Here is a 12,494-nt window from a genome sequence, read left to right as displayed (position 1 = left end):
GCCCATCCGATGTAGAGGCGTGGGGGAAAGGGGGTTTTCATCCATGAAAGATGCCAGCTGGGACGACCTGCAGCTTTTCTTCCATGTCGCGACCGGCGGCGGGCTTTCGGCGGCGGCTCAGCGCACCGGGCTCAGCGCCCCGACCATCGGCCGGCGCATGCTGGCGCTCGAACGGGTGACGGGCCGCTCGCTGTTCAGCCGCGGCCCCACCGGTTATCTGCTCGCCAAGGATGGGCAGGAACTGCTCGATCGCGTCCGGCTGATGCAGGATGCCGCGCGTGCGATCTCGGACTGGCGCGGTGAGGTGCTGACACTACCGATCGTCTCGACGGCCGCCGACAGCTGGACCTTGCGCTTCATCGCCGATCATCTGGCCAGCGTCTGGACGCCGAAGGACAGCTTCCGCATGTGCTACAAAACCTCAGATGCGAGTGTCGATTTCACCTATCGGCAAGCGCATATCGCCGTTGGCCACAGCCGGCCGGAGAGCGGCAACGTCGCGATCCGCCGTTCGGTCAAGGTGGCACATGCGGCCTATCAGGCGGCAGATTATGACGAGGCCAATTGCAACTGGATCTCGCTCGGCACCGATACCGCCATCACGCCGGCCGACAAATGGACTTTCGAACAGCCGGATTACTGGATCACCAGCTGGACGAACACGCCGCATATGCTGTTTCACCTGATCCGCGGCGGTGCCGGCCGTGGCGTGCTTCCCTGTTTTATCGGCGATCAGGAGCGCAGGCTCGTCCGCGCCGGGCCTGTGATCGACGAGCTGACGTATGAGATGTGGATTGTTGCGCATGATGACGAGCGGCAACGGCCGGAGGTCAGGATCGTCATCGACCGCCTGGCGGCGCTCTTTGCCGATCGTGAAGAGCTGTTTGCTGGGCGGATGCCGTTGGTATGACGCGAAAACGCGGGCCTCTCGACCCGCGTTTCCTCAAGTTACTGCGAACGGGCTCAGGCCGCGAGATGCCGCTCGATCTCGTCGACCGGCATATTGGTATAGTCCTTCGCCAATTCCGCGGAGATCGCTGCCTGCGTATCGGCGCTGAGGGCCGGCCGCAACGCGCCGAGCGCCTTCGGCGGCGCAACGAGGATGATGCGGCGGGCATCCTTTTCCTGCGCCAATTCGTCCAGCCTTTCGGCCAGTTGTTTCAGAAACTGGGCTTCGGCCTGATCCTGCCAGTTGGTCTCCTCGACGGCGCTGCCGCTGAAGCCGTTGGCGGCATGGCTGCGGCCGGGCTTATCGGCGCCAATCTCGCGATCGGGCGCGCTCGGCTGCGTCAGGGTTTCCAGCACCTTCAGGTTCATCAGTTGGGCATCGCCGGCATTCTGCATGATCAGAGCCTTGGCTCCATTGCAGACCACGACCCATGATTTCCAAGGGACTTTGACATCAGTCATCTTCAATTCCTCACTGTCGTCATTCGAAGCGCGCCATGCTTCATCGATCAAGGCAGAACGCCTGGCTATTGAAAGAGTTCGGGAAAATTGCACCGAAATCGAACGGGCAGCGATCCGGCCGGCCTTTGCTGCGTAAAAAGGGCCAAGTTCGGGAGACTGACGATGAAGACATCACTGCTCGCCTATGCCGGCGCCGTTCTCACCCTTCTCGCCTGCGACGGAATCTGGCTCGGCCTCATCGCTCGCAATTTTTATCGCGACCAGCTGGGCGCGCTGATGCTGCCCTCGCCCAATCTTGCGATCGCCGCCCTGTTCTACCTGCTCTTTGCCGCGGCAGTGGTCGTGCTCGCCGTGCTGCCGGCGCTGTCGACAGGCTCGATCGTCACCGCATTTCTCCACGGTGCCATTCTGGGACTGGCGGCCTATGGCACCTATGACATCACCAATCTTGCCACGCTTCGCAACTGGCCAGTCGTCATGAGCCTGGTCGACATGGCCTGGGGCACGGCTCTGACGGCGCTGACCGCCGCCGGCGGATATCTTGCCGTCAGATTTCTGGGCTGAAACCGGAAAACCGCGTCCCGATAATGAACATGAAGGCGTCCCGCTTGGGAACAAAGTTTGAACTCGTTAAAATTGTAATTTTATATTTGACGAATGTGCAAAACATTCATGTGACGTTGGTTGGGATCAAGACCAGTTGCTCGATCAAGCCAGCCTGAATGAGATCAAGGTCAGCTTGATTGAAATTAACCCCCAATGTGTCCTGACTGACGGAGAATGTGAATGACTATGCTCCGCGCTACACACCTTGCCACGGTCAAGTCCGCCGTCTACGACCAGCGCTGGGAAGAATTCATCGTCAAACGGCCAGCCCGCATCGTCGCCGTCCGGCCGTGCCTGACGGGCGTCTCGATGCGAAGCGCCGAGATCATCGATATATCCCAAGGCGGCGCCACCTTCATCGTCTCGACCACGGCCGGCCTGCCGAAGCATTATTATCTCAACATTCTCGGCCTCGCCTATCGCATCGGCTGCGCCGAGGTCTATCGCCACAAGGAACGCATCGGCGTCCGGTTCATCAACATCATGGACCCCGAGGTTCTGCGCCGCGTCGTGCGCACCGATTTCCTCGTCGGCAACATGGAAGCGATCGCCGCCCGACGTGCGCCGATCTTCAGGGCGTGAACCGTCCCATAACAGGCTTGTTGCAGAAATAATCTTGCTTGCGTTGGCCGTGCCCGGGCCTATTGTTTCGTCAATTGTCAATATGCTCGGGAACCCGCTTTCGCATGTCCGCCTTTTCGCGCTTCACCCCCCTTGCCAGCGCCCTGCCCTCCACAGTTCCCTTTGTCGGCCCCGAGGCGATCGAACGCCAGCGCGGACTTGCCGTTTCGGCACGCATCGGCGCCAATGAGAACGGCTTCGGCCCAGCCGCTTCCGTGTTTGCCGCGATGCGCGAAGAGGCCGGCAATATCTGGAAATACAATGATCCGGAGAATTTCGCGCTCAGGGAAGCGCTTGCCGCCCATCTCGGCGTCTCGGCCGCCAACATCGCCATCGGCAGCGGCATCGACGAATTGCTCGGCCAGATCGTCCGGCTGGTGATCGAACCGGGCGCGCCCGTCGTCACCTCGCTCGGCGCCTATCCGACCTTCAATTTCCACGTCGCCGGTTTCGGCGGCCGGCTGGTGACCGTTCCCTACACCAACGACCGCGAGGACCTCGACGGCCTGCTCGATGCCGTGAAGCGGGAGAATGCGCCGCTCTTCTATTTCGCCAATCCCGACAATCCGATGGGAAGCTGGTGGGATGCCGAGAGCATCGTCGCTTTCGCCCGGGCGCTGCCCGAGACGACGTTGATGGTGCTCGACGAGGCCTATAGCGAGACGGGGCCGGCAGGGTCGCTGCCGTCGATCTCTTCGCTGATCGAGCTGCCGAACGTCGTTCGCACCCGCACCTTCTCCAAGGCCTACGGACTTGCCGGCGCACGCATCGGCTATGTGATCTCGACGCCAGGCACGGCGCAGGCCTTCGACAAAATCCGCAATCATTTCGGCATGAACCGGCTGGCGACGGCAGCAGCGCTCGCCGCCCTCAAGGACCAGGCCTATCTCGTCGAGGTGGTCGGGAAAATCCATGCGGCGCGGGAGCGGATCGGCGCTATCGCCCGGGCGAACGGTCTCGAGCCCCTGCCCTCGGCGACCAATTTCGTGGCGATCGACGCCGGGCGTGACGGCGCTTATGCCCGCGCGATCGTCGACGGGCTGATGGAGCACGGCGTTTTCATCCGCATGCCCGGCGTGGCGCCGCTCAATCGCTGCATTCGCGTCAGCGTCGGGCCGGAGGCGGATATGGCGCTCCTCGAAGAAGCGCTACCGCAGGTGCTGAAGAAGATCGGCCGATAAACGGGAAAACGCGGCCGGTGGAGGATCCCGGTCGCGCTTTCCTTCTCCCGGCGTCGGCCCCGTCCAAAGCGCCCCGCCAGCTCCCTCTTTCCGAGGTTGTCGTATCGTCCCTGCCGAATGACCGGCAGGTGGGTTTCAGTGAACCGTCATCCACTCGCGGGCGGCGCGCAGCGCTGCCACGATCTGCATCTTGTCCATGGCGGCGGCCACGTCGGCACGAAGCTCGGCGGCGCGATCGTTGCCCTTGATGGCCGCGATGTTCAGCCATTTGTGGGCGGCGACGAGATCGACTTCACAGCCGCGGCCGGTCGCATACATCAGACCCATTTCGCAGAAGACATCGGCGTTGTTGTCGCCACCCATGGTGGCCGTTTCAGCATTGTGCATTTCAAAGCGTGCCATCGGTTTTATCCCTGTTAGCCTGTTTATGACTTACCCTGTTTTACCTCCGGGCCTTGCCGTCTATCGCGGCTTGGCGGCCCTTCCGGTCCGGCGGGTTTGCCCCGCTCGTTTGATGGCTTCACTATGCCGAACGGCCTTCAAAAAACGCCTAAAATGCATGATTAATTCTAGACAAACAAAGTGCAAATGCTTGGTAAATTTGGGTTTTTGTTAAACATCAGATTCCTTGCGAATTAAGGATTTTCGCGCCAATTTTACGAAAGATTCAGATTTGAAAATAAAGGGATCGTTCATCATGAAATCAGCAGGCGATATCTTTACAAGCTCGCCGCATGGCTTTTTTCTCCGGTTTTTCACTCGATCCGCAGAACAACGATCGGGCTTATTTACCTTTACGTTCGCGTCAGTTATTTTCGCGACCGATCAAGGGACATCATGGAGGAAAAGATGATCCGCAGCTTCGTTCTCGCCGGCACTATTGCAATGATCGCGGGTACCGCGCATGCCGAGGAGCCGATCGTCGGCAGCTGGAAGACGGCGGCCGGCGATACGGCGGTGATCGCATCCTGCGGCGGCAGTTATTGCGTGACGCTGAAGACCGGCAAATATGCCGGCCGGAAGATCGGTACGCTTGCGGGAACCGGCGGCAGCTATGCCGGCGAGATCACCGACCCGGCGGCCGAAAAGACCTATAGCGGTTCGGGCAAGATTTCCGGCAATTCGCTGAGGATGCAGGGCTGCGTGATGAAGATCCTCTGCAAGTCGCAGACCTGGACGCGGCTCTGAACCATAGACAGCTCATCCCAAATACAGAAGCATGCCGGCACACCGGCATGCTTCTATGCTCTTTACCGCCCCATTCGGTAAGCCGTCCGGCGATGGCCGAAAGGGGGCGATCCGCCCGACGAACCCTTATAAATCCTCTCCGCACCCCTCCCGAGCCTGCCCGGCAAGCTGAACGGCGGATGAACCGGCATCTCAGCACTCGTTCAGCCGCGGCATGGCAAAACTCTTGTCACGATAGAGTTGCGATCGGGGGCAAGGCAATGGACCTCTATATTCTGGCAAGACGCTTTAGCATCATCACGCTGTTTGCGGCGATCTTCGCGGTCACATTTTCGGCGGTCGTGGTGCACGAAGGCGGTGGCGGTGCCCAGTCGCATTTCGGGGCGAGCTATACCTGCCTGGAGAGAAACGGCACCTTCTGCGCGCCTGCGGTGCGCTGACCAATGCGCATCGTACGACGCGCTTTAAATCTTTGATTTACGCATGTCGTTGTCCCAATACCGCTGCGCAGTTTTGGGCGACAGGCATCCGCACCAGACGCGGAAGAGGATAAAAAATCGGAATCCGCCGGCGCGTCGTTTGCTTGTCAAAAACAACTCTCTATAATGCGTCATGAACAAACGAATCTCCCCTTTGTCGCCCCTCGACACATCCTCTCCACCCCCTTTCCAGCCTGAGAGTTTCGATGATCCCGCCAAGGCGGTCGAGGCGCTGACGGCGCTTTACGAGCGCAATACGGCGTTTCTGATCCAGAACTTCAGCGAACTCGCACAGGGCGCACCGATTTCCTCGCGCTACCGCGCTTTTTATCCGCAGGTCAGCATCGAGACGACAAGCTTCGGCCATGTCGATTCGCGGCTTTCCTATGGTCATGTCACGGCGCCCGGCATCTATACGACGACAGTCACCCGGCCGAAGCTCTTCAAGCATTACCTGAAGGAGCAGCTGGCGTTGCTGATGAAGAGCCACAATGTTCCTGTCATCGTCTCGGAATCGACGACGCCGATCCCCTTGCACTTCGCCTTCGGCGAGGGTGCGCATGTGGAAGCATCGACCAACGCCTTCATCGACGTTCCGATGCGCGATATCTTCGACACGCCCGATCTCAACACCACCGACGACGAGATCGCCAACGGCGAATATATCCCGCCGCCGGGAGAGCCCTCGCCGCTTGCGCCGTTTACCGCGCAACGCATCGACTATTCGCTCGCCCGGCTGTCGCATTATACGGCGACGCATGCCGAGCATTTCCAGAATTTCGTGCTGTTTACGAACTACCAGTTCTATATCGACGAATTCTGCGGCTGGGCGCGCAAGCTGATGGCCGAGGGCGGCGGCGATGGCTATACCGCCTTCGTCGAGCCCGGCAATGTCGTCACCCTGCCCGGCTCGAACGCGCCGGAAACGGATGCGGCGCTTACCCGCCTGCCGCAGATGCCGGCCTACCATCTGAAGAAGAAGGGCCATGCCGGGATTACCATGATCAATATCGGCGTCGGCCCCTCCAACGCCAAGACGATCACTGACCACGTCGCCGTGCTGCGCCCGCATGCCTGGCTGATGCTCGGCCACTGCGCCGGTCTTCGCAACAGCCAGCGGCTCGGCGATTATGTTCTCGCCCATGCCTATATGCGCGAGGACCATGTTCTCGACGACGACCTGCCGGTCTGGGTGCCGATCCCGGCGCTGGCCGAAGTCCAGGTGGCGCTGGAAGCGGCCGTTGCCGAAATCACCGGCTATGAAGGTTTCGAGCTGAAGCGCATTATGCGCACCGGCACGGTCGGCACGATCGATAACCGCAACTGGGAACTGCGTGACCAGCGCGGGCCGGTGAAGCGGCTCTCCCAGGCGCGCGCCATCGCGCTCGATATGGAATCGGCGACGATCGCCGCCAACGGCTTCCGCTTCCGCGTGCCCTATGGCACGCTGCTCTGCGTCTCCGACAAGCCGCTGCACGGCGAATTGAAGCTGCCAGGCATGGCGACGGCCTTCTACCGGACGCAGGTCAACCAGCATCTGCAGATCGGCATCCGCGCCGTCCAGAAGCTGGCCGCCATGCCGAAGGAAGCGCTGCATTCACGTAAGCTGCGCAGCTTCTTCGAAACGGCCTTCCAATAGGCCGTCACCTGCCTGTCACAACAGACGCCGAGCCGTCCGCTAGCATCTGCGGCCTGCCCGCGGCAAGGTTCAGCCCTGAAATCAGCAGGGTGAAGGCGGCGATGACGAAAGCGATGCGCAGAAGAGCCTTCAGCGCGTCGGCATCGTCCAGCCCCAATTGACGCTTCTCGCGGCGGCGTGCCCAGATCTGGCTTGCCAGGGCGATTTCAAGAATGCTCATTGTCGTTCTCCTCGACAGGTTTCGATGAAGCCTTGTCGAGCGCTGCCTTGCGATTTCGACAGCCGGCCGGAACAAAGATTTTTTCCGCCGCTGTCGAATTGCGTGGAGCTCGGTCGTCCAGGGTTATTGAATACTCACAAGGAGGCTGCCTGCGATGAAATATCTCTGTCAGGTCTGGTTCGATGGCGGTGTGCTCGACGCCATGACGAAAGAGGAGAAGGCCGAACTCGACACCAATTCCCTGGCCTATGACAAGGACCTTGCCGAAAGCGGGCATATGATTGTCGCGCAGGCGCTGCAGCCGCCGACATCGGCGGTGACCGTGCGGGTGCGGGGCGGCGAGATGTCGGTGACGGATGGGCCCTTCGCCGAGACGAAGGAGGCGCTCGGCGGCTTTATCCTGATCGAGGCAAAGGATCTCAACGAGGCGATCCGCATCGCCGCCGGCATTCCGCTCGCCAGGCTCGGTGCGATCGAAGTGCGGCCAATCCACGAATTCGGAGCTAAATGAGGAGAGACCGATGAAATTTCTATGCCAGATCTGGTTCGACACGGAAAAAAGCAAGCTGGTCCCTCAGACCGAATGGGATGCGCTCACACAGGAGTGCATCACCAGCGACAATCGCTGGCGCGAGAGCGGTCATCTGCAGGTGGCGCTCGCCTTGCATGAACCGTCAACGGCGATCACGGTCCGCCTGCGCAATGGCGAGGCCTTTGCGACCGATGGCCCATTTGCCGAAATCAAAGAGCACCTCGGCGGTTTTGTGCTGATCGAAGCCGAGAACATCGAGGAGGCGAAGACGATCGTGTCGAGTTTTCCGATCCTCAAATATTGCTCAATCGAAGTGCGCCCGACTTACTCCATCCAGGATGGGAAATAGCCATGCGCTACATCTGCCTGATTTATAACAGTGCCGACACCGACGGCAGGCTGACCGCGGCGGAAACCGATGAACTCGTCAAAGCGCATTTCGCCTTCGACGAGGAGCTGCGCCGCGACGGCATCATGATCCATGCCGATGCGCTTGAGATGCCTGATAAGGCGACCGTGCTGCGTGTTCGAAACAACAGCCTGTCAGCTACCGACGGCCCCTATGTCGAAACCAAGGAGCATCTGGCCGGCTTCTACGTCATCGAGGCGCCTGACATGGTGAAAGCCAGGGAGATTGCCGGGCGGATCCCATCGGCACGTTTCGGCGCGGTCGAACTGAGGCCCGTGCGAATGCTGACCCTGCCGGACTGAGGTGGCCCGTTGGAACGCGTGATCGAGGAGATCTATCGAACGCAGTCGCGCCGGGTGCTGGCGACGCTGATCCGCCTGCTCGGCGATTTCGACCGGGCGGAGGAAGCGCTGCACGACGCCTTCGCTGCGGCCGCCCGGACATGGCCGACGGACGGCATTCCCGGCAATCCCTTCGCCTGGCTCGTTTCGACGGGACGCTTCAAGGCGATCGACACGATCCGGCGGCGGGCGCGTTTCGATGCTTCGCAGCATCACATCGAAGACAGCCTCTACTCCCCCGACGCAACGGAGATCGGCGACATGGAACCGATCGAGGACGACATGCTGCGGCTGATCTTCACCTGCTGCCATCCGCTAATTCCGGCCGATGCGCAGATGGCGATGGCACTCAGAGAAATCTGCGGACTGACCACCGAAGAGATCGCGCATGCCTTCCTCATTCCGGCGCCGACGGTGGCGCAGCGGATCGTGCGCGCCAAGGGCAAGATCCGGGCGGCGAAGATCCCCTACGAGGTGCCGGGCCGCGAAGCGCTGCCGCCGCGGCTCGACCGGGTGTTACACGTCATCTACCTCGTCTTCAACGAGGGCTATTCCGCCTCTTCGGGCGAAGACGTGGTCCGCGCCGACCTGACCGCAGAGGCGATACGTCTGGCGCGGCTGCTTCTGGCGCTGCTGCCGCATCCCGACGTCTCCGGCCTGCTGGCTTTGATGCTGCTGCAGGACTCCCGCCGCGCCGCCCGCCGCGGCGAAGAGGGATCGCTGGTGCTGCTTGCCGATCAGGACCGCTCGCTCTGGGATCATGCGAAGATTAGGGAAGGCCTGGCGCTACTCAAGGAGGCGATGCGGGCGGGAGAGATCGGCACCTATACGCTGCAGGCGGCGATCGCCGCCGAGCATGCCAGGGCGCCGGCTGCCGAAGAGACCGACTGGCGGCGGATCGCCTTTTATTACGATCTGCTTCTGGCAGCCCAGCCCTCCCCGATCGTCGAGCTCAACCGCGCCGTGGCGATCGCGATGGCGGACGGGCCGGCAAAGGGGCTGGAACTGATCGATGCCATTCTGGCCCGCCGGGAGCTGCAGGCCTATCACCTCGCCCATTCGGCGCGCGCCGATTTCCTGCGCCGTCTCGGCCGGAGACAAGAGGCGATCGCCGCCTATGAAACGGCGCTGTCGCTCTGCCGGCAGGAGCCGGAGCAGGCGTTTCTCAGAAAACGGATTTCAGAGCTTGCCGCGACGTCCGAGCGGCAGTGAGATCGCCGTGCCGGTGAGCGCCGAGACGATGATCAGCAGGTGGGCATTGATGCTCGCCTGTGCCAGCGCGGCCAGAGCCATCCGCTCGCTCGAGGCACCGAGAGCGATGGCGCCGGCGGTGATGCCGGCCGGATAGGTGCCGACGCCGCCCGGCGCATGGACCGGCAGCACGGAGGAGAGCTCGCCGCCGAGCGCGCCGCCGAAGCTTGCCGCCATCGGCGACACGCCCATCAGGCCGAGCGCCCAGGCAAGCACCATCACCTTCATCAGCCAGTTGACGATGGTCATCGCCCAGGCGCGCGCAAAGGCCACGGCATCGAGCGGCAAACCGTTTTCGATCTCGGCGACGAATTTCTGGGCCTTATTAGGCAGCAGCCGGGCGGCGAGGCGCAGCAGCGGCTTGCGGGCGGCAAAGGCTGCGACCGGCAACAGCAGAAAGGCGGTCCAGAGCGACCAGGCAACAGCCGCATTGGCGGCGGCGACGGCAAAGCCGATGCCAGCGGCGGCCAGAAGCGCGTGCAGGTCGAGCAGCCGCATGACGAAGAGCGCCGAGGTTCCGCGCGTCAGCGGAATGCCGAATTCGGTGCGCATCAGCAGCGGAAAGCTGGTCTCGCCGGTGCGGAAGGGCAGCATGATGTTCAAGAGGTTGTGGATCTGCGTGACGCGGAAGAGGACGGCGAACCGGCCGGCCGTTTCCTTTGGAAAATAATCATAGATGCGCCAGGTGCGCAGGAAATAGGTGCTCGTCAAAAGCACGAGCGCGCCGATCACCGGACCGGCGCCGACATCGGCCCATTGCCTGATGATGACGGGCCACCCCCAGAACCATTGGATGAAGAGCGCATAGGCTGCGACGATGATGACCGTCAGAATGGTCATGCGATTGCGCATAAACCAGGATTGCCGGCTTTCAACGATCGAGCTCTTCATGTAGTAGGCATTCCTCGCTTGGGTCGGCATGGGACCGGTCCCGTCGCCAGGCCTTTTAAGAGAAATGCAGGTTGCGCACAACGGCGGAGTTGATGGCGACGGAGGCGAAGGCGCCTTCCCGCCGACGATCCGGGCGCTGACCGGTATATGACACGCCTTGCCGGCTTGACGTGGAGATCGATGTTGGAGCGGATTACCAGAAGCATTACGAGCGCCAGCATGTTTCTGGCAGTCTATTTCCTGCTGAACATCGCGCTGCGCATCGCCTTGCCTCATACGCTCGATCTCGACGAGGCGGAGCAATCCTTCTACTCACAATACCTGCTTGCCGGCTATGGCCCGCAGCCGCCTTTCTATAACTGGATACAATATGCCATCGTTTCGGTGACCGGCATATCGATGTGGGTGCTGTCGGTGCCGAAGAACATCATTCTCTTCGGCTGCTATCTGTTCTACGGGCTTGCAGCCCGCGAGGTGCTCAAGGGCCGCTCGCTCGCAGCCGTCGCCATGCTGAGCCTGATTACCCTGCCGCAAGTGGGTTTGATGGCGCAGCGCGAATTGACGCATACCGTCGCGCTGCTGTTTGCAACCTCGCTTTTCCTCTTCGGCTTTTTCCGCACGCTGCGCCAGCCGACGATCGGGAGCTACCTGATCATCGGCATCGCCACCGGCATCGGGCTGATCTCGAAATACAATTTCGCCATCCTGCCGGCTGCCGCCCTGATCGCCGTGCTGCCGGACCGGAAATGGCGCGGCCGTCTGATCGACTGGCGTTTGCTGCCGGCGGTCGTCCTCGCCATTCTGATCGTGCTGCCGCATGCGCTCTGGCTGCCTGACAATCTCGCCAGCGCCTCTGCGCCGACACTGGAGCGGATGACCGCCGAAGACCTGGCCCCCGCCGGCCTGCCGCGCATCGGACAGGGGTTGCTGTCTCTCGTCATCGCCGTCCTCGGCTTCGTCGCATTGCCGATCGTTCTCCTCGCGGCGGCCTTCCGGCGCGATTTCTTTCGCGCGCTCTCCTCGTCCAGCCCGATGATCCAGGTGATCGAGCGGATGATGGTCATCAGCCTGGTCGCGTTCGTCGGCGTGGTCCTCTTTGCCGGCGCCAGCGATATCCACGAGCGCTGGCTCGACCCGTGCCTACTCGTCCTGCCGCTCTATCTGTTCCTGAAACTGGAAACCGCCGATCTCGATCTTTCCGCCGGCCTTGCCCGCTTCCGGCCCGTGGTGCCGGTCTTCATGGTCGTCATCCTGTCGATCCTTCTTTTCCGGATCGTCGGCATTCAGTACATCGGCACCTATACGAGAACGAACGTACCCTTCTCCGGTTACGTCGCTGAATTGACCGCGACCCGCAAGCCGGTTCTTATCGTGGCGGGGACGAAGTTCGTGGCCGGCAATCTGAGGCTGGCCTTTCCCGATGTTCCCGTCGTGATACCGTTCTTCCCGGGTGCCGGGGTTCCCGAATATGCGGCGGCGAAGGGGCCGGTGCTGGTTATCTGGCGCGGCGAGACCGCAGACGACCCGACAATTGCCCCCGGTTTCGCCAGCGATCTCGTCAAATCGGGCATTCATCTGCAAGAGTTGAACACGCTGACGCTGCCCTATCTCTTCGGTGACGGCAAACGTAGCTTCTCCATCGGTTACTCCTGGGTGGAGGGGGGCGCGAAATAGCACCCCGGCAGCGCAGCAGATTGCTGGGAAACCGCCATTGCCGCTGGCAACC

The 12,494-nt window shown here is 61.6% G+C and carries 16 protein-coding genes; 12 read left to right on the top strand and 4 right to left on the bottom strand.

Features of this window, described 5'->3' with window-relative positions:
* Nucleotides 1-43 precede the first annotated feature (43 nt).
* Complete coding sequence (locus tag NE851_RS17160; RefSeq protein WP_097542952.1) at nt 44-910, top strand: LysR family transcriptional regulator; 867 nt, start codon at nt 44-46, stop codon at nt 908-910.
* A gap of 53 nt (nt 911-963) precedes the next feature.
* Here NE851_RS17160 and NE851_RS17155 read toward each other — a convergent pair whose 3' ends face one another.
* Complete coding sequence (locus NE851_RS17155; protein ID WP_028755926.1) at nt 964-1,410, bottom strand: baeRF12 domain-containing protein; 447 nt, start codon at nt 1,408-1,410, stop codon at nt 964-966.
* A gap of 162 nt (nt 1,411-1,572) precedes the next feature.
* On the opposite strand from NE851_RS17155, the gene NE851_RS17150 reads away from it, so the two are divergent.
* From NE851_RS17150 to NE851_RS17140, 3 genes are all read left to right on the top strand, one after another.
* A complete protein-coding gene (locus NE851_RS17150) occupies nt 1,573-1,974 on the top strand; it encodes a DUF2177 family protein (RefSeq protein ID WP_047616207.1) in 402 nt (133 codons plus the stop codon).
* Between the two features lie 222 nt (nt 1,975-2,196).
* Complete coding sequence (locus NE851_RS17145) at nt 2,197-2,598, top strand: pilus assembly protein PilZ (protein ID WP_028755924.1); 402 nt, start codon at nt 2,197-2,199, stop codon at nt 2,596-2,598.
* 104 nt (nt 2,599-2,702) lie between these two features.
* Nucleotides 2,703-3,818 carry a pyridoxal phosphate-dependent aminotransferase gene (locus NE851_RS17140; RefSeq protein WP_097623048.1) on the top strand — a complete coding sequence of 372 codons (1,116 nt, stop codon included), beginning with the start codon at nt 2,703-2,705 and terminating at the stop codon, nt 3,816-3,818.
* 135 nt (nt 3,819-3,953) lie between these two features.
* Here the strand turns inward: NE851_RS17140 and NE851_RS17135 are convergent, their stop codons facing one another.
* The gene (locus tag NE851_RS17135; protein ID WP_097623049.1) at nt 3,954-4,220 is read right to left on the bottom strand and encodes an SEL1-like repeat protein; all 267 of its coding nucleotides are present in this window, start codon (nt 4,218-4,220) and stop codon (nt 3,954-3,956) included.
* A 447-nt stretch (nt 4,221-4,667) separates the two neighbouring features.
* Between NE851_RS17135 and NE851_RS17130 the strand changes: the two genes are divergently transcribed.
* The 3 genes from NE851_RS17130 (at nt 4,668) to NE851_RS17120 (ending at nt 7,124) form a co-directional block, all read left to right on the top strand.
* Nucleotides 4,668-5,006: a DUF2147 domain-containing protein gene (locus tag NE851_RS17130; protein WP_097623050.1), complete on the top strand. Its 339-nt coding sequence runs from the start codon at nt 4,668-4,670 to the stop codon at nt 5,004-5,006.
* Nucleotides 5,007-5,266: 260 nt separating this feature from the next.
* Entirely contained in the window at nt 5,267-5,446 is a 180-nt protein-coding gene (locus tag NE851_RS17125; protein ID WP_028755920.1) for a hypothetical protein, read from the top strand.
* Between the two features lie 172 nt (nt 5,447-5,618).
* Nucleotides 5,619-7,124, top strand: coding sequence for an AMP nucleosidase (locus NE851_RS17120; protein ID WP_028827834.1), 1,506 nt, complete (start codon nt 5,619-5,621; stop codon nt 7,122-7,124).
* Nucleotides 7,125-7,128: 4 nt separating this feature from the next.
* Here the strand turns inward: NE851_RS17120 and NE851_RS17115 are convergent, their stop codons facing one another.
* Nucleotides 7,129-7,344, bottom strand: a complete 216-nt coding sequence (locus NE851_RS17115) for a hypothetical protein (RefSeq protein WP_244604802.1) — start codon at nt 7,342-7,344, stop codon at nt 7,129-7,131.
* 154 nt (nt 7,345-7,498) lie between these two features.
* On the opposite strand from NE851_RS17115, the gene NE851_RS17110 reads away from it, so the two are divergent.
* Genes NE851_RS17110 through NE851_RS17095 form a run of 4 tightly spaced genes read left to right on the top strand, consistent with a single transcriptional unit; the run spans nt 7,499 to nt 9,838 of the window.
* Entirely contained in the window at nt 7,499-7,855 is a 357-nt protein-coding gene (locus NE851_RS17110) for a YciI family protein (RefSeq protein ID WP_028755917.1), read from the top strand.
* 10 nt (nt 7,856-7,865) lie between these two features.
* Entirely contained in the window at nt 7,866-8,225 is a 360-nt protein-coding gene (locus NE851_RS17105) for a YciI family protein (protein ID WP_028755916.1), read from the top strand.
* A gap of 2 nt (nt 8,226-8,227) precedes the next feature.
* Nucleotides 8,228-8,587, top strand: coding sequence for a YciI family protein (locus tag NE851_RS17100; RefSeq protein WP_028755915.1), 360 nt, complete (start codon nt 8,228-8,230; stop codon nt 8,585-8,587).
* A 9-nt stretch (nt 8,588-8,596) separates the two neighbouring features.
* Nucleotides 8,597-9,838, top strand: coding sequence for an RNA polymerase sigma factor (locus NE851_RS17095; protein ID WP_047616199.1), 1,242 nt, complete (start codon nt 8,597-8,599; stop codon nt 9,836-9,838).
* On the opposite strand, the gene NE851_RS17090 is transcribed toward NE851_RS17095, so the two are convergent.
* The gene (locus NE851_RS17090; RefSeq protein WP_097623051.1) at nt 9,806-10,768 is read right to left on the bottom strand and encodes a lysylphosphatidylglycerol synthase domain-containing protein; all 963 of its coding nucleotides are present in this window, start codon (nt 10,766-10,768) and stop codon (nt 9,806-9,808) included. The genes NE851_RS17095 and NE851_RS17090 overlap by 33 nt on opposite strands.
* Nucleotides 10,769-10,948: 180 nt before the next feature.
* Here NE851_RS17090 and NE851_RS17085 point away from each other — a divergent pair, with 180 nt between their 5' ends.
* On the top strand, nt 10,949-12,442 hold the full coding sequence (locus NE851_RS17085) for an ArnT family glycosyltransferase (protein WP_097623052.1): 1,494 nt from the start codon (nt 10,949-10,951) through the stop codon (nt 12,440-12,442).
* The last annotated feature ends 52 nt before the right edge of the window (nt 12,443-12,494 follow it).

The sequence above is a fragment of the Rhizobium anhuiense bv. trifolii genome (assembly GCF_024346605.1).
Classification (GTDB): domain Bacteria; phylum Pseudomonadota; class Alphaproteobacteria; order Rhizobiales; family Rhizobiaceae; genus Rhizobium; species Rhizobium anhuiense.
This window is presented reverse-complemented; position numbering and strand designations above follow the sequence as displayed.